Raw genomic sequence first — 25,289 nt, forward strand, 5'->3', positions numbered from 1 at the left:
GCCATGTTCAAGAGTTCTAAGTCAGGAATGGCGGCCTGGGTTGTCGCCCCGTTATTGGGGGTTGCTGCAGCCAGCGCGGCCATGGCCGAGCCCCAGGTCTGCAACGCCAACACAGCACGGGTCGCGGCCAACAATGGTGATTATGCGGCCCTTTGCGGCTGTTCGCAGGTTACGCCCAGTTTCCTCTCGCATCTGCAACAACGGGCAGATTTCGGGTCGGTTCTTGCCAATACCTCGCAGCAGTGTCCGGGGCTGGCCAATCTGCTGAGCGATTTGCCGACCGGATCGATTTCCAACGCCAACAGCTTTGACGGCCGCGAAAACGACCCCAGCGGGTTTCAACCCGCATCGAGCACCGGCCCAGCCGCCGGCGGCGGATCCGGGTCGGGCGGCGGAAACAGTGGCCCCGGCAATGGCGGGGGGAACGATGACCCCGGTGATGGCGGATCCGACGATCCGGGCAACGGCGGCGGCAAGCCTGGCGATGGCGGCAGCAAGCCCGGCAAGGGTGGAGACAAACCCGGCAAGGGCGGTGGCAAGCCCGGCAAGGGTGGAGACAAACCCGGCAAGGGCGGTGGCAAGCCCGGCCATGGTGACGGCAAGCCCGGCAAGGTTGGCGGTCACGGCGGTGGTAAAGGCAAAAACGGCGACGGGAAAGGCGGCGGCAAGGGCAACAATGGCGGCGGCAAAGGCAACAACGGGGGCGGAAATGGGCCCGAAGGCTCAAGCCCTGGACGCGGGAACAACGCCAACAACGACGAAAACTGACAAAGGCTATGAGCTTCTTCAGCTCAGCTTGAAGAAGGCGATGCGCACATCGCCTTTTTCACCGCCCCATGACGGCTTGCCGGGAAATTAGGTCAGCTGACGCTTTCCTCTTCGAGGTGCAATTTCATCTCGATCAGAACCTGTTGCAGCAACGAGGTTTCTTTCAGCAGACGCTTGGCTTCGTTGACGGTAATGATGCCATCCTCGATCGCGGCCTGGTATTCGGTCATCAGCATCGCGAAACGCTGGCTCAGTGCGATCACGTCCGAATTGACGCCGCCGGTACGCGTACCGGTCGAATTGCGCTCATCATAGGACAAGGTGATGTTCTTCAGGTCCGCCAGGGCCGAAGTCACATGCGGGTAGCTGGCCGCGTTTTCCAGACGTGCAACCGCATCCACCGGCATGAACCGGTCACTGTGCTCGGGATTGTCGGAGTAATACCGACCTAATGTGGCCTTGGATTTCCCTGTGATCTCGCATGCTGCTTCGATCCCCACGTCCTTGACCAAAGCTTCGGTGTGCTTTTTCAGATAGGCCCCGATATCCGCCATTTTTGTACCTTTGTTCGCTGCGCCCTCTTGCCCGGCTGTCCGCACCGGGGAAAGGGAGGGGAAATTTCCCATACTCGAGTCATAATTGAAATGTCATATGTTGGCTATCCCTCAGATATGCGGGGGTTTTGTGAGTGAGTGGCGGCAGTTAATGCCGGTAAAGAGTGTTTGTGGGGCAGTATTTCAGGCCCTGCGCTGTTTCGGCCATTTCGTGGCCGGCGGTGTCGCTGTTGTGGAAGCGGGGTTATCCATCCCCAAGAGCATATGCTCGGCCTCTGCGACTGCAATGGCGGCGTCGATTCCTTTCAGGACATTGACGACTTGCTCGCGCAGCGTGAGCCGATTAGACCCAGCCCATGGCCAAGCTGTACTTTAACTACTCAACCATGAACGCAGGCAAGTCCACGGTGCTGCTTCAGGCGTCGCACAACTATCGCGAGCGCGGCATGGACACCTATCTGATGACCGCAGCCATTGACGGGCGCGCGGGCCAGGGACGTATAGCATCGCGGATCGGAATCTCGGAACAGGCCGATACGTTCAATCCCCGCGACGATGTGTTTGCGATGATTCAAGACCGTCTTGATCAGGGGAAAGTGGCCTGTGTTTTTGTGGACGAGGCGCAGTTTCTGACCGAAGAACAGGTCTGGCAATTGGCCCGCGCGGTGGATGACCTCAAAGTACCGGTTCTGGCCTACGGGTTGCGAGTGGATTTTCAAGGCAAGCTGTTCCCCGGTTCAGCGGCTCTGCTGGCCCTAGCCGATGAAATGCGCGAGGTCCGCACCATCTGCAGATGCGGGCGGAAAGCCACGATGGTGATCCGTCAGGACGAAAACGGCAAAACCATCACTCAAGGTGCGCAGGTGCAGATCGGCGGAAACGAGACCTATGTTTCACTCTGCCGGAGACACTGGCGCGAGGCCGTGGGCAGTTAGACCAGATTTGGCAACGGTCGGCCGGCGACAAAAGCCGCCACATTGTCCAAAGCCATGTGCCCCATATCCGTGCGCACTTCCTCGGTCGCGGTGCCCAGATGCGGCAACAGGGTGAGATTCTCCATCTCGCGCAGGGCCTGCGGCACGGCCGGTTCAAACTCATAGACATCCAGCCCGGCACCGGCGATCTGGCCGGTTTTCAACGCATGGATCAGTGCGGCTTCGTCCACGACTTCTCCGCGAGCGATGTTGACCAGAATAGCCGACGGCCGCATCGCTGAAAGAACCGAAGCGTCTATGAGGTGGAAGGTGTCAACACCACCGGGGACGGCGACGACCAGAAAATCGACCACAGCAGCCAGGGTCGCCAAGTCGGGAACGAACTCGGCAGGGAAATCCAGATCCTTGGGCGTTCGGGATTGATAGCTGACCTGCATCCCGAACCCGAAATGACAGCGCCGGGCAATGGCTTGCCCGATCCGTCCCATTCCGATGATTCCGACCCGTTTCCCGGTGACGTGCTGTCCCAGCATCTGGGTCGGGTGCCAGCCCCGCCAATTGCCGGACCGGACCAGCCGTTCACCCTCGCCCGCGCGGCGGGCCGTTGCCAGCAGCAGGGTCATGGCAATGTCCGCTGTTGCATCCGTGACCGCCCCCGGTGTGTTGGTCACGCGAACACCAGCAGCCTGCGCTGCCGCCACATCAATGTGATTGAAACCCACCCCGAAATTGGCCAGCAATTTGCACCGCGGAACCGTGACCATTTCAAAGACATTGGCCGAAAAGACATCGCCCAAAGTCGGAACGACCACGTCGTAGTCCCGCAATGCGCGCGCCAACTCATCAATGCTGAGCGGTGCGTTGCTATCTCGGATATCGACGTCGAACTCATCCCGCGCGCGGGCCGTGACCGCGGGGGTCATCGGTCGGGTGATCAACAGCTTCATCAGTGCATCCGCCCGCCCACGGGAACTTTGCCATCAGGACCGATCAAAACAATCTCGCCCGATTCGTCGGGCAGACCCAGAACAAGAACCTCAGACATGAACCGTCCGATCTGACGCGGCGGGAAATTGACCACGGCCAGCACTTGTTTGCCCACAAGGGATTCGGGCGTGTAATGCACGGTAACCTGTGCCGAGGTCTTGCGCTCGCCGATCTCGTCGCCGAAGTCGATCCACATCTTGATCGCGGGCTTGCGCGCCTCGGGATAGGGTTCGGCCCGGGTGACTTCACCTACGCGGATGTCGACTTTGAGGAAGTCGTCGAAGGATATTTCACTCACCGGACAACTCCTTGGATCGATCGGTTGCCGCCTTTACGGCTCGGTGCAACAGGTTTGGAAACCCTTCCTGTTCATGCATCAGGACTTCCAGCGCTGCCTGCGTCGTTCCGTTGGGTGACGTGACATTGATGCGCAATTGCGACGGATCTTCCTCGGACGCTATCGCCAGGGCCCCTGCCCCGGCAACCGTCGCCTTGGCCAAGCGCATGGCCAGATCATGCGGAAGGCCTTGCGCCTCGCCGGCGGCAGCCAGCGTTTCAATCAAATGAAAGACATAGGCCGGGCCCGAGCCGCTGAGACCGGTGACCGCGTCCATCTGCGCCTCATCCTGCAGGCGCACGGTATCACCGATGGCCGAAAGCAGATCTTCGGCCAGTGTCATGTCAGAACCCGACGTGCTGGCGTTTCCGATCAGCGCGGTAATGCCTTGCCGGATCGCCGCGGGCGTGTTCGGCATGGCCCGAATGATCGGTGTGCCAGCCCCCAGAACGCGCTCGAACGTGGCGATGGAAGTTCCGGCGGCGACCGAGATGAACAGGGTTCCACCTCCCCCAAACGCCTGAATTGCCGGCAATGCCTCGCCCATCATCTGAGGTTTGACGGCAACCAGAACGACGGCAGGTCTTTCAGGAAGTGGGGTGTTGATATTGACCCCTTGCGCCCTGAGCCAATCGGAAGGGTTGGGGTCGATCACCCATACGGATGCGGATGGCAGGCCATGTTCGAGCCAACCGGCCAACATGGCCGACCCCATCTTGCCGCATCCCAGAAGCACCAGCCCCTGATCCGCGACGCGTGACATGTCCATGATTGCCCCTCCCCTGCTTTTGCGGTTTGGGGCAAAGCTTTACGCGCGGCCGTAAGCCTCTGCAATGGCGACTTGCATCGCATCCTCGGGCGTACGGTTGCCCCAGGTTACCAACTGGATCGCAGGATAGTAACGCTCGGCGCTCAGGACAGCGGCGGTGATCATCGTGTCAATCTGTTCGGGGCTGGCCGATTGCCCGCCGCTGAGCACCAGACCGTAGCGGTAGACCATCAGCTTCTGATTGCCCCAGTAGGTGAAGGCGCCGGCCCAGCACTGGTCATTCATGCGGTTCAGCAATTCATAGAGATCGGAAACCCGGTCCTCGGGCGGCTCCATCTCGAACGAGCAGACCATCCGCAGGGTCTCGTCATAGTTGGACCAGGCCAACGTGATCGAGTAGGTGCGCCACTGTCCTTCGACCGCCATGGCGATCTGGTCGTCACCGATCCGGTCGAAATCCCAATCGTGGTGTTCAGCCAGATGTTCGACAATATCAATCGGATGAATGTCTTCTTCGAAATACTGCTCGGAAAGTGCCATGGTGCCACCTCACTTAATACCTAGCATTTCGGGGCTGGCAGCGCCCCAGCGCTAGTTGCCTGCTCTACAAGCCGGGCTTCCCCCATAGGCCTGTACTAAATATGGTGCGCTGTGGCTGGGACTCTGGCAACCCCCATTCTTGGGGATAACAGCAATAAGTTGTGGACAGCTGGCAACGGCCACCAAAATATTGGCGCACCCTGCAGCTTTGCCTTGATTTATTTTCGCAATGCGGCGAGACTCCCCACACTGCGACACCCAGCGCGGGTTGAGCGGTGTAGGGTCTTGCCAAAAATTCCGAAATGCCGATCTGCGGCTGGGCTTATTTGTCCAGCTTGGCTTCAAGCGCGGCGATCCGCGCTTCCAGTGACGCGTTTTCTTCGCGCGCTTTCTGGGCCATCGCGCGGACGGCATCGAACTCTTCTCGCGTGACAAAGTCGCGATCCGCCAGCCAGCGGTCGACCAAGGACTTCATCGCCGTTTCAGCCTCTTCTCGCGCACCCTGCGCCACGCCCATTGCGTTGGTCATCAACTGGGACATATCGTCCAGAAACTTGTTGCGGGTTTGCATGTGTCTACTCCGGAATCGCGAATGCCTTCTATATGGGGGATAGAGAGCCCAGTCTCAAGGTTGACTTGGTCAGCCAACCCCGGGCAATGAGACGCACATGCAAGCTGTTTTGAATTTCCCCGATCTGTCGCCCGAGCTGTTCTCGATTTCCGCCTTCGGGATCGAGTTCGCGCTGCGGTGGTATGCGCTGGCCTATATCGCGGGCATCCTGATCGCGTGGCGCATGGCGGTGATGGCGGTGCGCCGTCCCGCTTTGTGGCCGGATCAATCCCCTCCTCTGAGACCGGACCAGTTGGAGGACCTGATCACCTGGATCATCCTGGGGGTCATCATCGGCGGGCGGTTGGGCTTTGTCCTGTTCTATCAGCCCGAATACTACCTGTTCCACCCGCTTGAGATCCTGAAGGTCTGGCAGGGTGGCATGTCCTTTCACGGCGGCCTTCTGGGTGTGGTGACCGCAGCGCTGGTCTTCGCGCGACGCCATTCGGCCCCCTTGCTTTCACTGGCCGACTTGATCGCCCATACTGTTCCCCCCGGCCTTTTGCTTGGCCGTTTGGCCAATTTCGTCAATGCCGAGCTGTGGGGCCGACCCAGCGAACTGCCCTGGGCGGTGATCTTTCCCGGCGCAGCAGCTCAGGACTGCGCCAATGTCGCTGCTGGGCTTTGCGCCCGCCACCCGTCGCAGTTGTACGAGGCTGCGCTGGAAGGCGTGCTGTTGGGCCTGCTATTGTTGTGGCTGGTCTATCGGCGCGGCGCATTTCATTGGCCCGGTCGCATCATGGGCGTATTTCTGGCGGGCTATGGCGCTTCGCGCTTCATCGTCGAGTTCTTTCGTCAACCCGATGCGCAATTCGTTTCGGCCGGAAACCCGCTTGGACTTGCGTGGCAAGTGGGCGGGTACGGCCTGACGATGGGCCAGATCCTATCTGTACCGATGATCGCCGTCGGCTTGTGGTTCGCCCTACGGGCACGGCGGGCGGCATGAGCCTGCTTGGCCACCTGACCGACCGCATCCGGCAAGACGGGCCGATGAGCGTGGCGGACTACATGGCCGAATGTCTTCTGCATCCAACGCACGGCTACTACACCACTCGCGACCCATTGGGCACACATGGAGACTTTGTCACCGCTCCGGAAATCAGCCAGATGTTCGGCGAAGTGATTGGTCTTTGTCTCGCGCAGGGCTGGATTGATCAAGGCAGACCCGGCCGGTTTGCGCTCGCCGAGCTAGGCCCAGGGCGCGGAACACTCATGGCCGATATTCTGCGGGCTACCCGGGGCGTGCCCGGGTTTCACGACGCCGCGCAGGTGGTATTGCTCGAAGCCTCGCCCGTTCTGCGCGGACTTCAGGCCGAGGCCCTGGATGCGCACGCACCGAACTGGATCGTTTCGGTGGGCGATCTCCCAGAGCTTCCGCTATTTCTTGTGGCCAATGAATTTTTCGACGCTTTGCCCATCCGCCAGTTTCTGCGCGACGGCGACGGCTGGTGCGAACGTCTTGTGGGCCTGCAGGGCGATCAGCTGGCATTCGGCCTTGGCCCGAGGGCGACGCAAGCGGCCTTGGCGACGCGCCTCGAGGATACACGGGACGGTGATCTGGTCGAACTGTGCGCGGCGGCGGTTCCCATCGTGACCGAAACGGCCCGCATCATCCGTAGCCACGGTGGTATGGCTCTCGTCATCGACTATGGCGACTGGCGTTCGCTGGGCGACACGTTGCAGGCCGTCAAGGGGCACGAATACGTCGACCCGCTCGCCACACCGGGTCAGGCCGACCTGACTGCACATGTGGATTTCGAAACGCTGGCATTGGCGGCGGGCGCGACGGGCTGCGCCCATACGCGGCTGACGCCTCAGGGTGTGTTTCTTGAGCGTCTGGGCATCACCCAACGCGCACAATCTCTGGCCGGCGCGTTGACCGGATCAAAACTGGAAACGCTGGTTCGGGCACATCGGCGGTTGACGCACCCAGAGGAAATGGGAAACCTGTTCAAGGTGCTGGGCCTCTACCCGAAAACTGCGATGCCACCATCGGGACTTGGGACATGACTCTGGAAATTCTGACCTCGGATTTGCTGTCACCGATTCGACACGGGTTCTTCAGTCGCAAGGGCGGCGCCTCGTCCGGTATCTTCAGCGGGCTGAATTGTGGCACGGGCTCGTCCGACCTGAGCGAGGCGGTCGCGCTGAACCGAAGCAGAGTGGCCGAGGCCATGGGCGTCAAACTGGATGCATTGGTCGGCGTGCATCAGGTACATTCCCCACACGTGATCACCGTCGACAAGCCGATTGCAGGCGAGAAGCCAAGGGCCGATGCAATCGTTACCGCAACGCCGGGCCTCGCGCTGACGATCCTGACGGCAGACTGCCAGCCGGTACTGTTTGCGGATCCTCAAGCTAAAGTGATCGGGGCGGCACATGCGGGATGGCGCGGTGCTCTGGACGGTGTCCTTGAAGCGACGCTGGACGCCATGGAGGCGCTGGGTGCGCACCGCAAAAACATCATCGCAGTCATCGGCCCGACGATCTCGCAGCGCGCCTACGAGGTTGGCCCGGAGTTTCTGGAAGACTTCCTTTTGGAAAGCCAGGACAACGCGCGTTTCTTTGCAAATGGGCAAGGCGACCGGATGCATTTCGACCTGCCGGCCTTTGGCCTTCACAAGCTGCGTCAGGCCGGCGTCGGGCAGGCAGAATGGACGCGGCATTGCACCTATTCGGATCCCGACAAGTTCTATTCCTACCGGCGCGCGACCCACGCCGGCGAGGCGGATTACGGCCGCCTGATTTCCGCCATACGATTGTAAAGATCGACCGAATTAAGGCGAAAGCGCCACTTTTCCGCCACATTTATTGTGTCTATCTGTCATCAGAATCGTTGTTAATTTTTTGCCAGTGCTCAGATGGTTATCCGTTCTCCGAACGTCTGATTTCTGGCATCCGAACTCAGGGGGTGCCGCAAGACTTCATCATTGTCCTCAATTGATCCCGGAACAGCCACATCGCTGCCGCAAAGACGCGTCACATTGGCTTTACAAAGGGAAAAGGGCTTAGGCCCGAACTTCGAGCAGGACATGAATATGAAGTTGAAATCTCGCTTTCTTCGCGCCGTTGTCGCGGCCACCAGGGACCAACAACCGGAAATGCCCTGGAAGCGGGTTTCCAGTCACTCTGCAAGGGTCGTGCGCCGGTTGGCCGCGCGACGCTGATACGAAATCCCTCTGGGGCCAGCTGCCGGCCTCAACAGGGCAAGACGCGCACCGGAAGCTGCTCTGGGCCGGTGCGTGAACCGAGGCTGGTATTCGCAGCCGACGTTTTTCAGGGCGTTTGTGTGCGGACAATTACGTTCGCAGTGTACGAGTTTGTCTGGGGGGTCATTGTGTTGACCAAACGAATGCGAAATCCATTCGCCATGCGCGGCCATGTCGGTACCCGCATGGAGGTGGCGCACTTTTTTCAAGACAAAGAATCAAGCTGTCAGGCGGGCCTCCACGGGGATGTTTCCCGCCTGTTCGGCGTATTGGAAGGAACGGAATAATATGACTATTCCAAATTCACTGGCACGTGCCGCGCAGAATGCCCTCGACACTTCGGCATTGCTGCGCGAAGCACCGCGTCCAGGCACCAAACAGAAGGCGCAACTGCGTCGATACGAGGTGAGTGCGCTGCTGAAAAACGGGGAAGTTTCGCAGACACGCCACATCGCACCGGCGCTGCCCGTTTTCGAAGACGCGTTCTGCGCCTTTACACGTGGGTCTCTGGTCGAGACGGAACACGGCCCGGTCGCCATCGAGGACTTGATGCCGGGCGACACGGTCCTGACCCAGACCGACGCATCCGAAAAGGTGTTGTGGAAAGGCTCGGTCACTTTGGTACCTGGCCGCGAAGACTCGCGCGGGCGGACACGCCCTTTGACCCGCATCATGGCAGACACGTTCGGCATGCAAAAACCATTGTCCGGCGTCATTGCCGGCCCCGCAGCCCGCTTGCTGGCGACGCCGGCGCATCTAAGGCATCTCGGAGGTGGCCAGCCGATGTTGACACCCGTTGCCGAATTTCAGGACGGCATGTCCGTGATCGAAACGCAGCCGCCCACTCCGGTCGAGCTGTTCCATATCTGCCTGGAGCGCCACGCGGTCATCAATGTCGATGGGCTGCAGTTCGAAACCTATCATCCCGGCGTGAACGCGGTCCGGATGATGAGCCACTCGCTGCGCTCGATCTACCTGAACCTGTTCGCGCATATCCATTCGTTGCACGATTTCGGTCCGCTGCTCATGGCGCGCGCCGGGGAGGGCGAGATCGACGCCATCACGGCGTGACAGCTTTAACCATCACCACTGCATTTTGGGGGGCAACATGCAGATTTTACTGAGTTGGGCCATTTCTCTGGCCATCGTGGCGGTGCTGCCGCCATGCGCATCGCAAACCAGACGCGCCGGCTTTACGCCGTCCGGTTCATCCGTTCTTCCAATACGTCGAACGGCACGCCGGGTTCGTCTTTTGCACCGCGGATGACAAGCGAAGTCTTGACGCTGGCCACGTTCGGCGTGGTCAGCAACTCACCCGTAAGGAACTGTTGAAAACTGCTGAGGTCGGGGGCGACGCATTTCAGGATGAAGTCGACCTCGCCGTTCAGCATGTGGCATTCCCGGACCAGCGGCCAGTCTCGGCAGCGGTCTTCGAACGCCCGCAGCTCCGCCTCGGCTTGGCTTTCAAGGCCAACCATCGCAAAGACCTGAACTTCGAACCCCAGTTCCCGGGCGTTGACCTCAGCGTGGTATCCTCGGATAAAGCCGGCCTCCTCCAGCGTGCGTACGCGCCGCAGGCAGGGTGGGGCCGAGATTCCGACACGTTTGGCGAGCTCGACATTGGTCATTCGCCCGTCTGCCTGCAGTTCTGCAAGGATCTTTCGGTCGATCTCGTCCAGCCGTGTCGTGACCATGCGGTGCTCCTGAAATTTTCGGTTCTTATATCAGCGCAGGTGCCATGCGCAATATTCTTTCGCAACAGCGCAATAATCTTTGTCTGTCGATCAGGCAAGCCGGCACCTTAGTACAACATGACGGACGCGTGAGACGAAGGGGCTTTAAGCTGACCGATGCTGTCGCTATATCGAAGCCCGGCGCCCACGACGGCGCTCAGGCAATAATCGAGTGGGGGTTCCATGGCCGAGACACGACACACCAAGGTTCTGATCATCGGATCGGGGCCTGCCGGATACACTGCGGGCGTCTATGCCAGCCGCGCGATGCTGAACCCGATTCTGGTGCAGGGCATCGAACCGGGCGGCCAGCTGACCACCACCACCGAGGTCGAAAACTGGCCAGGCGACACCGAAGTTCAAGGCCCCGACCTGATGGTGCGCATGCAGGATCACGCCAAGGCCATGGGCTGCGAGGTGATCGGTGACATCATCAACGACCTGGATCTGTCGAAACGTCCCTTCACCGCCAAGGGCGACAGCGGCACCGTCTACACTGCGGACGCGGTCATCCTCGCGACCGGCGCACGCGCCAAATGGCTGGGGCTGCCGTCGGAAGAGAAATTCAAGGGCTTCGGCGTGTCGGCCTGCGCCACCTGTGACGGGTTCTTCTATCGCGGACAGGAGATCGTGGTGATCGGCGGCGGCAACACCGCCGTGGAAGAAGCGCTGTTCCTGACCAATTTCGCCAGCAAGGTCACGCTGATCCACCGCCGGGACGAACTGCGGGCCGAGAAGATCCTTCAGGACCGCCTGTTCAAGAACGACAAGATCGAGCCGTTGTGGTTCCACCAGCTGGAGGAAGTGATTGGCACCGATATCCCGCTGGGCGTCGAAGGCGTGCGGGTGAAGAACGTCAAGACGGGCGAAATCACCGAGATCCCCTGCAAGGGCGTGTTCGTCGCCATCGGCCACGCACCTGCCAACGAACTGGTCAAGGACGTGCTGGAAACCCACATGGGCGGCTATGTCAAAACCAAACCCGGCACCACGCAGACCTCGATCCCCGGCGTGTTCGCGGCCGGTGACCTGACCGACCATGTGTACCGGCAGGCGGTGACCTCGGCCGGAATGGGCTGCATGGCGGCGCTGGATGCCGAACGGTTCCTTGCCGAACAGGAATGACCGCGACGCGCAGCGCCTTCGGCGCTGCGTACCGCCCTCCTCTGGCACCTTGACCCGCACTGCGCGGCAACGCAGACTTGCCCCGAGCGCGGCAGATTTCAGGTGATCTTTTGAACACCCCCCTTTGGCAGGGCAGTTGGGCGACCCGTCTCAGGATCATCAGTGGTCTTGTGCTGTTTGCCTTTGCTTTCTTCCACTTCATCAATATTGGGTTGGGGCTGTTTCACACCGACTACCTGCATGACATGCAGGACTCTCGGAAAACGGTCACGCGCCATTCGATTGGCAGCGCTGTCCTGTATCTTGCCCTGATCGCACATGCAGGTCTGGCATTGGTGTCGATCGCCCAGCGCCGAACCCTGCGAATGCCTTTTCATACGGCCCTGCAGATCGTTCTTGGCCTTCTCATTCCGCTGCAACTGATCTCGCACGTCGTACAGACACGCTATGCGCATCAGGTTTTCGACGTGAATGATGAGATGGGCTACATCATCATTCTGATGTGGCCAAATTCGGCCATCTGGATGCAAAGCCTGCTGATGCTGATCGTCTGGATACACGGGTGCATCGGACTTCATATCTGGCTGCGACTGACCTCGTGGTGGCGTCAAACCGTACCCTATCTGATCGGAGTTGCCGTCTTCATCCCAAGCTTTGCCCTGGCCGGTTTGCTGACAGAAGGGCGGCGCATCTGGATGGATTTTGCGGATCCGGATCTACGCGAACAGTATATCGAGCATTACAACTGGCCCGGCCCCGAAGAGTTCCAGGTTTTGTTCAGCGTCAAGGACAAAGCCTTGATGGCCTTCTGGATCGCGCTTGCCGCAGCTCTTGCGTTCCATTTCGGGGGCAAGCTTTGGCGCAGACGACACTCGGTGCGCGTCAGATATGTCGATGGGCCGGAAGTGACCTCAGAGAAAGGCATGACACTGCTTGAGATGTCACAAGCCAACGGTATTCCGCATACCGCACTGTGCGGCGGCCGGGGGCGCTGCACCACCTGCCGTGTCATCGTCGAAGATGGCGCCGAGTCACTGCCACCGCCCAGCGAGGTCGAAGCCCGCAGCCTGAAAGCCGTGGGGGCCCCACAGCGCACGCGCCTTGCCTGCCAGGTCCGCCCCTCCAGCCCCTTGACGGTTTTCCGTGTTTTCCGGCCGGATGGTGGACGCCAGCGGGCGCATGCCAGCCAGGGGCAAGAGCGTAAACTGGCCGTGCTGTTTCTGGACATGCGCGGGTTTACCGCGCGCACAACGGGGCAACTGCCCTATGACATCGTGTTCCTGCTGAACCGGTTCTTTGACGCCATTGTTCCAGCCATTACCGCAGACGGCGGGGTCGTCGACAAATACATGGGCGATGGCCTTTTGGCCGTGTTCGAAACACCCGACACGTCCAGCTCGGCCCGTTCTGCCCTGAAAGCTGCGATCGACATCAGTCATGCGCTTGCGCAATTCAACCAGCAGCTGTCCCAGGAAAACAGCCCCGCGATCCGCATCGGCATGGGCCTGCACCTGGGCGACCTTGTGTTGGGAGAGATCGGTGCTGCCGGCCACGCCGCGCGGACCATCATCGGAGACGCCGTGAACGTCGCCAGTCGGCTGGAAGGAGAAACCAAGGCGCTCGGGGCCGAGCTGTTGGTCTCGGAAGCCGTGCTGCGCGCGGCCGGGTTTGAGACCGATGGGCTTGACCTGCGTCTGTTCCAACTGCGGGGCGTAACCCAGCCCGTCACTGCCCTGCCCGTCGAGCGCGCTCTGGATCTGGACCAACTTCTGTCCTCTCCAGAACAGATCGCCGCCGGGTGACGATATTGTCCCCATCCGGTGGGATTTTCGTCGCTTTTTCGGTTCCGGCCCGGAAAAACCTTCCATTCCGGGGAAAAACCGCGCATATCCTCCTTTGTTTCATGAATGTATATGGACTTCGACTGACGACCGGGGCACATGGCCCGGCAATGCACCTGAATCACTGACTGACCACACTGCCTCAAGAGTATTGCGATGACGATGTTGAGTAACCTGGCTCCGATCCCAGAACTGTATGTTTCCTATGAATCCGCCCAAAAGCTGAAAGTCGAAGCCGCCGACCTGACCAGCTGGGACCTGACCCCGCGCCAGATCTGTGATCTGGAATTGCTGATGAATGGCGGGTTCAACCCGCTCAAGGGCTTTCTGAGTCAGGAAGACTATGACAGCGTCGTCGAAAACATGCGCCTGGCCGACGGAAGCCTTTGGCCGATGCCGATCACACTGGATGTGAACGAAGATTTCGCCGATCAAATCGAACTGGGTCAGGACATTGCGCTGCGCGACCAGGAAGGCGTGATCCTGGCGACCATGACCGTTACCGACCGCTGGACCCCGGACAAATCGCGTGAGGCCGAGAAGGTGTTCGGCGCCGATGATGATGCGCATCCGGCCGTGAACTACCTGCACAACGTGGCAGGCAAGGTTTATCTGGGCGGCCCCGTGACCGGCATCCAGCCGCCGGTGCATTATGATTTCAAGGCGCGCCGCGACACCCCGAACGAGCTGCGCGCTTATTTTCGCAAGGTGGGTTGGCGCCGCATCGTGGCTTTCCAGACCCGCAACCCGCTGCACCGCGCACACCAGGAGCTGACCTTCCGTGCCGCGCGTGAGGCGCAGGCCAACCTGCTGATCCACCCGGTTGTGGGCATGACCAAGCCCGGCGATGTCGATCACTTCACCCGCGTGCGCTGCTATGAGGCGGTGCTGGACAAATACCCGGCCTCGACCACCACCATGAGCCTGCTGAACCTGGCGATGCGCATGGCTGGTCCGCGCGAAGCGGTCTGGCACGGCCTGATCCGCAAAAACCACGGCTGCACCCACTTCATCGTCGGCCGCGACCATGCCGGCCCCGGCAAGAACAGCCTGGGCGAGGATTTCTATGGCCCCTATGACGCCCAGGACCTGTTCCGCAAATTCCAGGACGAGATCGGCATCGAGATGGTCGATTTCAAACACATGGTCTATGTGCAGGAACGCGCCCAGTACGAACCCGCGGACGAGATCGAGGACCGCGACAACGTCACGATCCTGAACATCTCGGGCACCGAACTGCGCCGCCGCCTGCGCGAGGGGCTGGAGATCCCCGAGTGGTTCTCGTTCCCTGAGGTGGTCGAGCAGCTGCGCCGCCGCTATCCGCCGCGCAGCCAGCAGGGCTTTACCGTCTTCTTCACCGGTTTCTCGGGCTCGGGCAAATCGACCATCGCAAACGCTCTGATGGTCAAGCTGATGGAGATGGGCGGCCGTCCCGTCACGTTGCTGGACGGTGACATCGTCCGCAAGAACCTGAGCTCGGAACTGGGCTTCTCGAAGGAACACCGCGACCTGAACATCCGCCGCATCGGCTATGTGGCCTCCGAGATCACCAAGAACGGCGGCATCGCCATCTGTGCCCCGATCGCGCCCTACGCCACCACCCGCCGCGCCGTGCGCGAGGAGATCGAGCAATTCGGCGCGTTCTGCGAAGTTCACGTGGCCACCAGCATCGAGGAATGCGAACGCCGCGACCGCAAAGGCCTGTACAAGCTCGCGCGTGAAGGCAAGATCAAAGAGTTCACTGGTATTTCGGACCCTTACGATGTGCCGGAAAACCCGGAACTGCGCGTCGAGACCGAGAATGTGGACGTGGACAACTGCGCCCATCAGGTTCTGCTGAAGCTGGAAAGCATGGGATTGATCGCCGGATCCTGAGCCACAGCCAACTGCTATCAACACTGACCCCCGGAGACATCTCCGGGGGTCTTTCATTTCCAGAACACTGCTTTGAACACCCCCCTTCCATCCGCGCAGATTTGCGGTAGTTCGACGTTTCATCCAGAAAATGCTACTATTTGACATATTTTGCGCAGACATAATTTATCAGCATCCTTTGGGAGGGTGAACATATGGCAACTCAAAAAAGCACCGAAGATGGCGGAGCCATGTTTGCGGGAGACAACCGCGCAGCGGTAATTGCCGACTACAAGATCGCCCAGTTTTCCCGGTTGCAACTTCCGGCGTTGATGGCTTCGCCGGCTGTGGCTGGGTGCCTGACACCATTTATCCCCATAGACTGGCTGCTGGACCTTCTGAAATCGATCCGCACCTACGCGGATTGGGTGAAGGAATGCGACAAGATCAAAGCCAAGATTCAAAAGGCGCTGGATACACTGCAGCCGCCGCCCCAGGATCACCCTTTGGGGCTTGTCGTGCCACCGGTTCCGCCGACGCCCGGCACGACCCGTCTTCGCCAGATCCTTGAGGTCATCGATGCGGCCAAGACCGCTGCCGGCAACATGGAGCCAGACTCGGCGCGCGACAGTCTCAAAGAGGCCAAGGACATGATGCACCACGACTCGGTCAAAGCCGAGTTCCGCCGGCTGAACGACGTGGATGGCTGGTATGACATTCTGGAGGAATTGCAGGACGCGATCGATTATCTGGAACGTGTCTCGCGGCGCTGACCCACTCCGGCAGAGCCAAAGTGCGCGTGTTGCACAGTCAGCCTGCTGAAAGCTGATCCCGCAGGGCCTCGGCAGCCCTCAGTTCGAACTCTCCAAAGATGGCGGCTTGCGGCTGCATCGCCCGCAGATACGGCAGGCGTTTTTCATAGTCTTCCACCGACAGCATCTGCACGGCCTGCTGGATGTCCGCCTCGGTTTCGCACAGGATCATCCCCTTGGTATCGAGGAAGTCGCCGATATTGGGGCACCCCCAATAGATCGGGACTGTCGAACACAGAACGGCGTCGATCAGCTTCTCCGAGAAGTAGTTCCTCTCGCGCACGTTTTCGATGACGACCGAATAACGATAAGGTGCCAACCCGTCTGACTTGTGCTCGAACGGTTGATAGCCGCGGCCCATGATGTCGATGTCAGCGCCTGTGTCGCGGGCCCAATCGATCAGCCTGTGCCTCAGCTGGTGCCCCTCCAGATCGCGCTTCGCCGACGCGATCAGCGAGCATGACCGCGTCTTTACGACGCTCAGATCCTGCCACTCGGGGACTTGGGTCACGCCATAGGGCAGGAAAACCGCGTTGGGCAGGCTGTTCAGCAATACGTCGTGAAAGGTGAACACCCGGAAAAACCGCCGCCAGGTCCAGCGCAGCATCCGGTCGTGCTTGCCATGTATGGCCGATGGCTCGCCCATCATCAGCGATATCCGAGCCCGCGTGCCGCGTCGCATGCGCAGGTGTACGGTGGAATTGGGATACATGATCAGGTGGTCGGTGGGCGCGAGGTCACCTACGGTCTTTCCTGACAGGCGCTCGGGGCAGCCCAGCGGCCAATTCAGATCTGCCAGCGGAACCGAAGCGAGCTTTGGCCCCAAGCGGTGCCCATAGGGCAGAATCGCGATCGCAGGTTCGGTCATTGCAGGCTGTCCGGCAGGTCGGTCTGGCCGCGCATCAGGACAAACCCGCGGCCGGCAACCTTGATGCCCGTCATCGCATCCGTTGGCCCGACCCGCGTTACAGTCGCCTGACCAGGGCGGCCCATGTCGTGGCCTTGTTCGGCGACAAAGCTCTCGTTCGGCATCAGCCCGTATTTCCACAGGTAAGCCGCCATTGCACCGGTAGCGGAGCCGGTGAACGGATCTTCGGGTGGGCTGGGCGGTGCCAGCAACAAACGCGAGAACGTATCCCCTTGAGCCGTAGCCCCCTGCAGGGTCACAAGGAAAGGTTCGGCCATGTCAGAGCCGGCATATCCGGCAGTTTCCGCCACCCGTTGCAGTGCATCCACATTCAGTTGTGCCGCGCGCAAGGCTGCATGATCCCGCAGAACTGTAATGCAAAATGGAAGCCCGGTCGAAACCATCTGCGGCGGCGAAATGATCGCGCTTGCAGGTAGGCCGATCGCAGCGGCAACAAGGTCTTCTGGCACCCGCGTGCCGAATTCGGGCGCGATCTGGGTCATCTCAATCTGGTCGCCATGCAGCTGGATTGACACGATTCCTGCTCCGGTTTCCAGCGTCAGTGCGTCACCAGATATCATTCCACGATGGCGCATGGCAGCTACGGTCGCAATGGTCGGGTGTCCGGCAAAGGGAATTTCACGGCTGGCAAGGAAATACCGCACTCGAATATCCGCTACATCGGATGGTCCGGTAAATGTGCATTCGACCAAAGACGTCTCGCGGACAAACGCCGTGCAGACCGATTCCGGCAAATGCGCGCCACCATGCACGACTGCACAGCCATTTCCGCCGAATGCCGTGTCGCTGAAGGCATCCACCCAATCGAAATCGAACCAGCTCATGCGCCCTCTCGTGCTTGCAGTCAGAAAGTGCCGGGAATGCAAACCCGCGGGTGGCATGTTTGACGCCTCACACGCCGCTTGTCACGCTGAATCGGTCTGTGCCCGTGTCAGTGCACGGCCACCGGAGACAGGTCATGCTGCCGCGCCAGTACAAAGGCCAGCTTTCGATCGGCGACAAGCGCCAGTTGCTGCCCATCTGAATCGTGAACGGCATAAAGATGATCCAGATCACCCACCTGCGTGCGCACCTCGTGCGGCAGGTTGGCCACGTTCACGGCCTTCACATAGACGATCCGATTGCCTTCGGTGTTGATTTCATACGGTGTATTCATGGCTTACCCCTTCCTTATGTTGATCGTCTGCACAACGGTTTCGGGCACGGCGCGGGTCAGGTCGATATGAAGAAGACCATTTTCCATGATGGCCTCGCCGACCTCGACACCGTCGGCCAGCACGAACATGCGCTGGAACTGACGGGCCGCGATGCCGCGGTGCAGGAACACGCGCCCCTCGCTGTCGTCGCGCTGACGGCCCCGGATCACCAGTTGCCGATCTTCGATGGTGATCGACAGGTCATCCTCGGCAAACCCGGCCACGGCCAAGGTAATGCGGTAGGAATGATCCGACGTCTGTTCGATGTTGTAGGGCGGATACCCTTCGTTTCCGGCCTTTGCAGACCGTTCCAGAAGGCGTTCCAGCTGCTCGAACCCCAGAAGATGCGGGTATGAGCCAAGAGTAAGTTTTGACACGTTTTCTCGTCCTTCTTTGTCAAAGCGACGTGATGCGCGGCCCCGTAACGGCAGCTGCGCACAAGACAATATGGGATGAAACGTGTGTCTCCACAAGGTCTAGGCGGATTCACTTGAACGCACTATCTTGTGTAACACGCACCACCAGCCACACATGAGTCGCCCATGAATGCGCCCACCGACATTTCGATGAAAACCGACGAGGTTCTGCGCGTCGAGCTGGAGGTGTTTCGCCAGCAGCACCGCGACCTGGACGAGGCAATCAAGGCGCTCGAAGCGACCGGCACCGCTGATCAGTTGACGGTGAAGCGGCTGAAGAAACAAAAGCTGCGCCTGAAGGATATCATCCGGCTGATCGAGGATCGCCTGACCCCTGACATCATCGCCTGACCGGGCGCGCTCAACCGCATTGCCACGCAAGCGGATTTCACTATAGTGCGCGCTTCCTAACGCAGGCGGGGAACAGGGCGGATGAGCGAGATCAAGGTCGGAATCATCATGGGCAGCCAGTCGGACTGGCCCACCATGAAGGGCGCTGCAGAGATACTGGACGAACTGGGCGTGGCCTACGAGACCAAGATCGTCTCGGCCCACCGCACGCCGGATCGTTTGTGGGAGTACGGCAAGACCGCCGTGCAGCGCGGGCTTCAGGTAATCATCGCCGGCGCTGGCGGTGCCGCACATCTGCCGGGGATGATGGCGTCCAAGACGCGGGTGCCGGTGATCGGCGTTCCAGTTCAGACGCGGGCGCTGTCCGGTGTCGACTCGCTCTATTCCATCGTGCAGATGCCCAAGGGTTTCCCGGTTGCGACCATGGCCATCGGATCGGCCGGCGGCGCCAATGCCGGCCTGATGGCCGCTGCTATTCTGGCCCTGCAAGACTCAGCCCTGGCCGACCGGCTGGACGTTTGGCGCGCGGCGCTGTCGGACTCGATCCCCGAGGAGCCCCGCGATGAGTAACCCCTTGCAGCCCGGCGCAGTGATCGGAATTCTGGGCGGCGGCCAGCTGGGGCGGATGCTGTCGATGGCCGCGGCGCGGCTGGGCTTCGTGACCCATATCTTGGAGCCGGGCGCCAACCCGCCGGCGGGCCAGGTGGCGCATCGCGTGACCACCGCACCTTATGAGGATGCCGAGGCGCTGGCCGCTTTTGCGCAATCGGTCGATGTCATCACCTACGAGTTTGAAAACATCCCGACCGAAGCGCTGGACGTTCTGGAATCGCACCGCCCCATCCGACCCGGCCGCGAGGCGCTGCGGGTCAGTCAGGACCGGCTGACCGAAAAGACATTCCTGCAAGGCCTGGGCCTGAACACCGCACCCTTTGCCGATGTGACCGACCTGGACAGTCTGCAGGCCGCCATCGAACGGATCGGCACGCCGGCGATCCTCAAGACCCGCCGCTTCGGCTATGACGGAAAGGGGCAGGCGCGGCTGAAGTCGCCCGAGGACGCCCGGACCGCGCTGGCCGACATGCAGGGTGCACCCGCGATCCTGGAAGGCTTCGTCAATTTCAGCCACGAGGTGTCGATCATTGCCGCCCGCGGGCTGGACGGCCAGGTGGCCTGCTTCGACCCCGGCGAGAACGTGCATCGCGACGGCATCCTGCACACGACCACGGTGCCCGCGCGCCTGTCCCCTGCGCTGCGGACCGACGCGGTCCTGCTGGCCGCGAATATCCTGAACGCGCTGGACTATGTCGGCGTCATGGGGGTCGAACTGTTCGTGACGCCGCAGGGCCTGATCGTGAACGAGATCGCGCCGCGCGTTCACAACTCGGGCCACTGGACGCAGAACGGCTGTGCAGTCGATCAGTTCGAGCAGCATATCCGCGCCGTGGCCGGCTGGCCTCTGGGCGACGGGCAGCGTCACGCGGATGTGGTGATGGAGAACCTGATCGGCGACGACATGGACCGCGTACCCGAGCTTGCGCAACAGCGCGACGTGGCCCTGCACCTGTACGGCAAGGCCGAGGTCAAGCCGGGCCGCAAAATGGGCCATTTCAACCGGATCAAACGCTAGCGTGCCGCGGCGACAAACCGCCCGGCGATATCCCCCGACAGGAAACTGACCCGGCCGCCGGCGATGGTTGCCGCCACGCGCTGCGTTTCGGCGTCCAGAATGACCAGATCGGCGCGTTTGCCGGAGTGCAGCGACCCGCGGTCCCCGAGGCCAAGCACCCGCGCGGGCCTCGACGACACCAGCGCCCAAGCACCCGCCAGATCCAGCAACCCCGATTTCATCAGCATCAGCGCCGCCCTGCGCGGGCTGGGATAATGGTAATCCGACGCCAGCGCATCGCACAGCCCCATGGCGATCAGATCCAGCGCACTGACATTGCCCTTGTGCGATCCGCCCCGCACCACGTTGGGCGAGCCCAGAATGACGTGATCGCCCGCAGCCTTGGCTGCCTCGGCCGCCTCGAGCGTTTCGGGAAATTCGGCGATATGCACGCCGCGCGCGCGCCAGTGGAAACGGGTCTCTGCCGTCGCGTCGTCGTGGCTGCCCAGACGCACGCCTTGTTGGGCCAGCGCCCCGCACAGCGCATCAAGCGCAGCGGGTACCTCGGAAGTGCGGGCGTGCATGTCCTGCAGCATCTTCAGATGCGCCTCGGGGCTGCGACCGGCCTTGAGCGCCTGCCCGGTCAAACGCGGCGGGGTGCGCCCCTGTGCCAGACGGTCATGGGGCAGGTGATCATTGAACACGACATAGGGCACCTGCCAGTCGGCGATGCGCCCCGGCAGGTCGGCATAATCGTCCAGCAGGTGGGTTTCGAACCGCAGCTGCGGGATCAGGTCGGAGACCACGCTGCCCTTCACCGCCGCGATCGCGCGGAACACGTCGGCGGCGAACTTGGGGCCGCGTACGCCGCCCTCCCAGCTGTAGAATTGCGCTAGCACGGCGGTGGTGATGCCATTGGCCGCCAGCTCGGCCTCGGCAGCGCGGATGCCCTCGTCCATCTGCTTCATGGCCCCCCGGCGCGGGGCGATGTGACGCTCGAACCCGTCCCCGTGCAAGTCGATGATGCCCGGCAGGATCAGATAGCCGCTCAGATCAATCACTGGCGCACCGCCGCCTTCTTGGATCAAGCCATCCGCGATCGACAGATCGTCACCGACAAGTCCGCGATCAGGGTGCAGAACCTGCGCCCCGGAAAAGGTCAGTTCCAATGCGGTCATCGCGTGGGTTCCGAGGCGGGTTCGGCGCAGTCCTCTCCGATGCAGATCTCATCGATGATGTCCATCACACCGTCCAGCCAGGTTATGTTGGGATCGAATTCGCCGAACTCGATGAAGTGCAAAGCCTGCGCCATGACCTGCGGGTTGTTCATCATGAACGTATGAGTCACCGGCAGCACGATGTGGTCGGCCATGCCCTGGACTTTGGTTTCTTCGACAGCGACTTTGCCGTCATCCGGCCCATCGACCAGGGACGAAAACACCGGATTCAGCGAGTTCTCACCTGCAATCACCCCCAGTTCGAAGTCGACCGGCGGCAGGCGACGCGGAATGCCTTCGGGACCCGTACCCAGCTGCAGGCCGGCGGGGCCGTTCAACAGACCAAACACTTCCCAATCACCCAGTTCATCGACCAATTGGCTGCCTTGGTTGGGCGGGCCAAGCATGACGACGCGGCCCAGATTCTGCGGATGGTGATCCTGCAGCCAATAGCGCAACAGGATACCCCCCATCGAATGCGCAACAACGTTGACGGTGTCATCTCCGCACGCCGCAAACGCCTCGGGTATTGTCCGGTCGGCCAGTTCCGGAATCGGAAGATCCGTCGAGCGATAACCCGGCCGCACGACGGTGTACCCGTGCACCTTGAACAACTGCTCCATGACCGAAAACGATGCTTCGGTCCGGGCAAGCCCATGCAGCAGGACAACGCATTTTGCCTGCGCGGCGATCGGCATCAGGCAAAGCAATATGAAAAACAGGATCCGCATGGCTGCCAGATAATGGCTAATCTTCAGAGAGGAAAGACCTAGCGCCGCCTCACGCGCACAACTGCCAATGCAATACCGCCCAAAACCAACCCTGCTCCGGCCATCAGCCGCAGGCTCAGTTGCTCGCCGAGCAGCGCCACACCGGCAATGATCGCAATCACCGGGACGCTCAGCTGAACTACGGCTGCAACCGCAGGCGCCAGCTGGGGCAGCAGACGATACCACAGGGCGTACCCCAACCCCGAGGTCACCCCGCCGGATACGGCCGCCAGCCCCAAACCCGCCCAGGTCAAATGCCACGCCGGAGCGCCCACGACCAAAATGCCAGCGGTTACCGGCAGGGCGACCACAAAGTTTGAGGCAGTTCCAGCAAGCGCATCGGGCTCGGACCGACCGGCAATTGAATACGCAGCCCACCCGACCCCGGCGGCGACCATCAAGGCTGCTCCGGTCGGGTCCACACGCACCTCAGCGCCAGGCCACAGCACCCACGCCAATCCGGCCATTGCAATTGCTGCCCCCGCCACCTGTCGAAAAGTCGGGATCGCCCCGGCAAGGGAGCCGGCCAGAAACATCGTGATCTGGACCACCGCAAACAGGATCAAGGCGCCCAATCCCGCATCAAGTGACAGATAGGCCACCGAGAACCCGACCATGTACAACGACAAGGACCCTGCTCCGATTACTCGGCGCCTGTCGAACACCCGCAGGGTGCCACCCCGCGACACGACCAATGCGCACAGGACCAGCGCACCACAGAGTACACGAACAACGGCAAAACTCGCAGGGTCGCTGGCTCCGCTCTCCACGGCCAACCGGTTCAGGATGGAATTGGCCGCAAAGGCACACATTGTCAGGGCGGTCAGAAGAAACAGCGGCATGCCCCACCAATATCGTGTCCGCGTGCAATGGACACCCGGTTTCCTGCACTTCCGCGTGACCGGCTGCGGCGATCCCCAGAATTGCAAGCAGCGCCGGTCGAAACCCTGCGGAACACCAGAATAAACAATGCGGGGCCGCCCGAAGGCGACCCCGCTGAATTTTTTTTTGGTATGACTTTCCCTTGCGGGTTGTCTGAATTCGCTGACGCGAACCCGGACAGTCTTACATCATGCCGCCCATGCCGCCCATGTCGGGCATGCCAGCACCGGCGCCTGCACCTTCTTTGGCGGGCTTGTCGGCGACCATGGCTTCGGTGGTGATCAGCAGACCTGCAACCGAGGCAGCGTCTTCCAGAGCGGTACGCACCACTTTGGCCGGGTCGATCACGCCGAACTTGAACATGTCGCCATATTCTTCGGTCTGAGCGTTGAAGCCGAAGGCGGTGTCCGAGGACTCGCGCACCTTGCCGGCAACGACGGCACCGTCGACACCTGCGTTTTCAGCAATCTGACGCAGCGGTGCTTCGATGGCCTTGCGAACGATGTTGATACCGGCGTCCTGATCGGCGTTGACACCTTTCAGATCGGCCAAAGCCTTGCCGGCCTGAACCAGGGCAACACCGCCACCCACGACGACACCTTCCTGAACGGCGGCGCGCGTTGCGTTCAGAGCGTCGTCCACACGGTCCTTGCGCTCTTTCACTTCAACTTCGGTCATGCCACCGACGCGGATAACGGCAACACCGCCTGCCAGTTTGGCAACGCGCTCTTGCAGCTTCTCACGGTCGTAGTCGCTGGTGGTTTCTTCGATCTGGGTGCGGATCTGGGCAACACGTGCTTCGATCTCGGCCTTCTCGCCAGCACCGTCGACGATGGTGGTTTCGTCCTTGGTGATCGACACTTTCTTGGCGGTGCCAAGCATGTCCATGGTGACGTTTTCCAGCTTCATGCCCAGGTCTTCGCTGATGACCTGACCGCCGGTCAGGATTGCGATGTCCTGCAGCATTGCCTTGCGGCGATCGCCGAAGCCCGGAGCTTTGACGGCAGCGATCTTCAGACCACCGCGCAGCTTGTTGACAACCAGAGTTGCCAGCGCTTCGCCTTCCACGTCCTCGGCGATGATCAGCAGCGGCTTCTGCGACTGGATCACCTGCTCGAGCAGCGGAACCATCGGCTGCAGCGAAGAGAGTTTCTTCTCGTGCAGCAGGATCATGCAGTCCTCCAGCTCGGCAACCATCTTGTCAGCGTTGGTGACGAAGTAGGGCGACAGGTAGCCACGGTCGAACTGCATACCTTCGACGACGTCGGTCTCGGTTTCCAGACCTTTGTTCTCTTCGACGGTGATGACGCCTTCGTTGCCGACTTTCTGCATCGCGTCTGCGATCTGGCGGCCGATTTCAGCTTCGCCGTTGGCCGAGATGGTACCAACCTGCGCAACTTCGTCGCTGTCTTTGACTTCGCGGGCAGCGTTCTTGATTTCCTCGACGACTTTGGCAGTTGCCACGTCGATGCCGCGCTTCAGGTCCATCGGGTTCAGGCCGGCTGCGACCTGCTTGAGGCCTTCCTTGACAATGGCCTGGGCCAGAACGGTTGCGGTGGTGGTGCCGTCACCGGCTTCGTCATTGGTGCGGCTGGCGACTTCTTTCACCATCTGCGCGCCCATGTTCTCGAACTTGTCTTCCAGTTCGATTTCCTTGGCGACCGAAACACCGTCTTTGGTGATGCGCGGCGCGCCGAAGGATTTGTCTAGAACCACGTTGCGGCCTTTGGGGCCGAGGGTCACCTTCACAGCATCCGCCAGGATGTTCACACCCTTCAGCATGCGGTTGCGGGCATCGGTGTCGAACTTGACGTCCTTTGCAGACATGTCTTTTTCTCCTCGAGAA

General features: G+C 61.0%; 28 protein-coding genes. 13 read left to right on the forward strand and 15 right to left on the reverse strand.

Annotation, left to right across the window (positions count from 1 at the left end):
* Positions 1–3: 3 nt before the first annotated feature.
* Positions 4–768, forward strand: coding sequence for a hypothetical protein (locus tag ACR0NY_RS09245; RefSeq protein ID WP_170367981.1), 765 nt, complete (start codon positions 4–6; stop codon positions 766–768).
* 92 nt (positions 769–860) lie between these two features.
* Here ACR0NY_RS09245 and ACR0NY_RS09250 read toward each other — a convergent pair whose 3' ends face one another.
* A complete protein-coding gene (locus ACR0NY_RS09250) occupies positions 861–1,322 on the reverse strand; it encodes a hypothetical protein (protein WP_093965032.1) in 462 nt (153 codons plus the stop codon).
* Between the two features lie 356 nt (positions 1,323–1,678).
* Here ACR0NY_RS09250 and ACR0NY_RS09255 point away from each other — a divergent pair, with 356 nt between their 5' ends.
* On the forward strand, positions 1,679–2,257 hold the full coding sequence (locus tag ACR0NY_RS09255) for a thymidine kinase (RefSeq protein WP_093964678.1): 579 nt from the start codon (positions 1,679–1,681) through the stop codon (positions 2,255–2,257).
* On the opposite strand, the gene ACR0NY_RS09260 is transcribed toward ACR0NY_RS09255, so the two are convergent.
* The 5 genes from ACR0NY_RS09260 to ACR0NY_RS09280 form a co-directional block, all read right to left on the reverse strand.
* Entirely contained in the window at positions 2,254–3,204 is a 951-nt protein-coding gene (locus tag ACR0NY_RS09260; RefSeq protein WP_170340015.1) for a 2-hydroxyacid dehydrogenase, read from the reverse strand. The two genes, ACR0NY_RS09255 and ACR0NY_RS09260, sit on opposite strands and share 4 nt — an antisense overlap.
* Complete coding sequence (locus ACR0NY_RS09265; RefSeq protein WP_170340013.1) at positions 3,204–3,542, reverse strand: tRNA-binding protein; 339 nt, start codon at positions 3,540–3,542, stop codon at positions 3,204–3,206. The genes ACR0NY_RS09260 and ACR0NY_RS09265 overlap by 1 nt, the downstream gene beginning before the upstream one ends.
* Positions 3,535–4,350: a pyrroline-5-carboxylate reductase gene (gene proC / locus ACR0NY_RS09270; RefSeq protein WP_170340011.1), complete on the reverse strand. Its 816-nt coding sequence runs from the start codon at positions 4,348–4,350 to the stop codon at positions 3,535–3,537. The genes ACR0NY_RS09265 and proC overlap by 8 nt, the downstream gene beginning before the upstream one ends.
* Before the next feature lie 39 nt (positions 4,351–4,389).
* Positions 4,390–4,890, reverse strand: coding sequence for a type III secretion system chaperone family protein (locus ACR0NY_RS09275; RefSeq protein ID WP_093964674.1), 501 nt, complete (start codon positions 4,888–4,890; stop codon positions 4,390–4,392).
* Positions 4,891–5,212: 322 nt separating this feature from the next.
* Positions 5,213–5,461 carry an accessory factor UbiK family protein gene (locus tag ACR0NY_RS09280; protein ID WP_170340009.1) on the reverse strand — a complete coding sequence of 83 codons (249 nt, stop codon included), beginning with the start codon at positions 5,459–5,461 and terminating at the stop codon, positions 5,213–5,215.
* A 97-nt stretch (positions 5,462–5,558) separates the two neighbouring features.
* On the opposite strand from ACR0NY_RS09280, the gene lgt reads away from it, so the two are divergent.
* The 4 genes from lgt (at position 5,559) to ACR0NY_RS09300 (ending at position 9,780) form a co-directional block, all read left to right on the forward strand.
* Positions 5,559–6,446 (forward strand): prolipoprotein diacylglyceryl transferase, encoded by an 888-nt coding sequence (gene lgt, locus ACR0NY_RS09285; RefSeq protein ID WP_170367979.1) that lies wholly within the window; start codon positions 5,559–5,561, stop codon positions 6,444–6,446.
* The gene (locus ACR0NY_RS09290) at positions 6,443–7,510 is read left to right on the forward strand and encodes a class I SAM-dependent methyltransferase (RefSeq protein WP_170367977.1); all 1,068 of its coding nucleotides are present in this window, start codon (positions 6,443–6,445) and stop codon (positions 7,508–7,510) included. The genes lgt and ACR0NY_RS09290 overlap by 4 nt, the downstream gene beginning before the upstream one ends.
* Entirely contained in the window at positions 7,507–8,265 is a 759-nt protein-coding gene (gene pgeF, locus ACR0NY_RS09295; RefSeq protein ID WP_170357144.1) for a peptidoglycan editing factor PgeF, read from the forward strand. The genes ACR0NY_RS09290 and pgeF overlap by 4 nt, the downstream gene beginning before the upstream one ends.
* A gap of 732 nt (positions 8,266–8,997) precedes the next feature.
* On the forward strand, positions 8,998–9,780 hold the full coding sequence (locus tag ACR0NY_RS09300) for a Hint domain-containing protein (RefSeq protein WP_170367975.1): 783 nt from the start codon (positions 8,998–9,000) through the stop codon (positions 9,778–9,780).
* 122 nt (positions 9,781–9,902) lie between these two features.
* Here ACR0NY_RS09300 and ACR0NY_RS09305 read toward each other — a convergent pair whose 3' ends face one another.
* Positions 9,903–10,403: an Lrp/AsnC family transcriptional regulator gene (locus ACR0NY_RS09305; RefSeq protein ID WP_093964666.1), complete on the reverse strand. Its 501-nt coding sequence runs from the start codon at positions 10,401–10,403 to the stop codon at positions 9,903–9,905.
* Positions 10,404–10,625: 222 nt separating this feature from the next.
* Between ACR0NY_RS09305 and trxB the strand changes: the two genes are divergently transcribed.
* The 4 genes from trxB (at position 10,626) to ACR0NY_RS09325 (ending at position 16,035) form a co-directional block, all read left to right on the forward strand.
* Entirely contained in the window at positions 10,626–11,567 is a 942-nt protein-coding gene (gene trxB / locus ACR0NY_RS09310; RefSeq protein ID WP_170367973.1) for a thioredoxin-disulfide reductase, read from the forward strand.
* Positions 11,568–11,677: 110 nt separating this feature from the next.
* Positions 11,678–13,369 carry an adenylate/guanylate cyclase domain-containing protein gene (locus tag ACR0NY_RS09315; RefSeq protein ID WP_170339997.1) on the forward strand — a complete coding sequence of 564 codons (1,692 nt, stop codon included), beginning with the start codon at positions 11,678–11,680 and terminating at the stop codon, positions 13,367–13,369.
* A 195-nt stretch (positions 13,370–13,564) separates the two neighbouring features.
* On the forward strand, positions 13,565–15,283 hold the full coding sequence (locus tag ACR0NY_RS09320; RefSeq protein WP_170367971.1) for a bifunctional sulfate adenylyltransferase/adenylylsulfate kinase: 1,719 nt from the start codon (positions 13,565–13,567) through the stop codon (positions 15,281–15,283).
* 194 nt (positions 15,284–15,477) lie between these two features.
* Positions 15,478–16,035, forward strand: coding sequence for a hypothetical protein (locus ACR0NY_RS09325; protein WP_170339994.1), 558 nt, complete (start codon positions 15,478–15,480; stop codon positions 16,033–16,035).
* A gap of 37 nt (positions 16,036–16,072) precedes the next feature.
* Here ACR0NY_RS09325 and ACR0NY_RS09330 read toward each other — a convergent pair whose 3' ends face one another.
* The 4 genes from ACR0NY_RS09330 to ACR0NY_RS09345 all read right to left on the reverse strand — a co-directional run bounded on the left by ACR0NY_RS09330 (position 16,073) and on the right by ACR0NY_RS09345 (position 18,575).
* On the reverse strand, positions 16,073–16,942 hold the full coding sequence (locus ACR0NY_RS09330) for a glycosyltransferase family 10 (protein ID WP_170339992.1): 870 nt from the start codon (positions 16,940–16,942) through the stop codon (positions 16,073–16,075).
* Positions 16,939–17,826: a PhzF family phenazine biosynthesis protein gene (locus tag ACR0NY_RS09335; protein ID WP_170367969.1), complete on the reverse strand. Its 888-nt coding sequence runs from the start codon at positions 17,824–17,826 to the stop codon at positions 16,939–16,941. Before ACR0NY_RS09335 ends, ACR0NY_RS09330 begins: the two co-directional genes overlap by 4 nt.
* Positions 17,827–17,933: 107 nt before the next feature.
* Positions 17,934–18,158 (reverse strand): DUF1150 family protein, encoded by a 225-nt coding sequence (locus tag ACR0NY_RS09340; RefSeq protein ID WP_093964659.1) that lies wholly within the window; start codon positions 18,156–18,158, stop codon positions 17,934–17,936.
* Positions 18,159–18,161: 3 nt separating this feature from the next.
* A complete protein-coding gene (locus tag ACR0NY_RS09345) occupies positions 18,162–18,575 on the reverse strand; it encodes an Hsp20 family protein (protein WP_093964658.1) in 414 nt (137 codons plus the stop codon).
* Positions 18,576–18,740: 165 nt separating this feature from the next.
* Here ACR0NY_RS09345 and ACR0NY_RS09350 point away from each other — a divergent pair, with 165 nt between their 5' ends.
* The 3 genes from ACR0NY_RS09350 to ACR0NY_RS09360 all read left to right on the forward strand — a co-directional run bounded on the left by ACR0NY_RS09350 (position 18,741) and on the right by ACR0NY_RS09360 (position 20,595).
* Positions 18,741–18,965, forward strand: coding sequence for a YdcH family protein (locus ACR0NY_RS09350; protein ID WP_005981552.1), 225 nt, complete (start codon positions 18,741–18,743; stop codon positions 18,963–18,965).
* Positions 18,966–19,046: 81 nt separating this feature from the next.
* Positions 19,047–19,535: a 5-(carboxyamino)imidazole ribonucleotide mutase gene (purE, locus tag ACR0NY_RS09355; RefSeq protein WP_170367967.1), complete on the forward strand. Its 489-nt coding sequence runs from the start codon at positions 19,047–19,049 to the stop codon at positions 19,533–19,535.
* Positions 19,528–20,595 (forward strand): 5-(carboxyamino)imidazole ribonucleotide synthase, encoded by a 1,068-nt coding sequence (locus tag ACR0NY_RS09360; protein WP_170367965.1) that lies wholly within the window; start codon positions 19,528–19,530, stop codon positions 20,593–20,595. The genes purE and ACR0NY_RS09360 overlap by 8 nt, the downstream gene beginning before the upstream one ends.
* On the opposite strand, the gene ACR0NY_RS09365 is transcribed toward ACR0NY_RS09360, so the two are convergent.
* From ACR0NY_RS09365 to groL, 4 genes are all read right to left on the reverse strand, one after another.
* The gene (locus ACR0NY_RS09365) at positions 20,592–21,752 is read right to left on the reverse strand and encodes an alpha-D-ribose 1-methylphosphonate 5-triphosphate diphosphatase (protein ID WP_170367963.1); all 1,161 of its coding nucleotides are present in this window, start codon (positions 21,750–21,752) and stop codon (positions 20,592–20,594) included. The genes ACR0NY_RS09360 and ACR0NY_RS09365 overlap by 4 nt on opposite strands.
* Positions 21,749–22,522, reverse strand: coding sequence for an alpha/beta fold hydrolase (locus tag ACR0NY_RS09370; protein WP_170367961.1), 774 nt, complete (start codon positions 22,520–22,522; stop codon positions 21,749–21,751). The genes ACR0NY_RS09365 and ACR0NY_RS09370 overlap by 4 nt, the downstream gene beginning before the upstream one ends.
* Positions 22,523–22,560: 38 nt before the next feature.
* A complete protein-coding gene (locus ACR0NY_RS09375; protein WP_170367959.1) occupies positions 22,561–23,403 on the reverse strand; it encodes a DMT family transporter in 843 nt (280 codons plus the stop codon).
* A gap of 223 nt (positions 23,404–23,626) precedes the next feature.
* Positions 23,627–25,270: a chaperonin GroEL gene (groL, locus tag ACR0NY_RS09380; RefSeq protein WP_170367957.1), complete on the reverse strand. Its 1,644-nt coding sequence runs from the start codon at positions 25,268–25,270 to the stop codon at positions 23,627–23,629.
* Positions 25,271–25,289 lie beyond the last annotated feature (19 nt).

This window comes from Ruegeria sp. BJ5, from assembly GCF_056537865.1.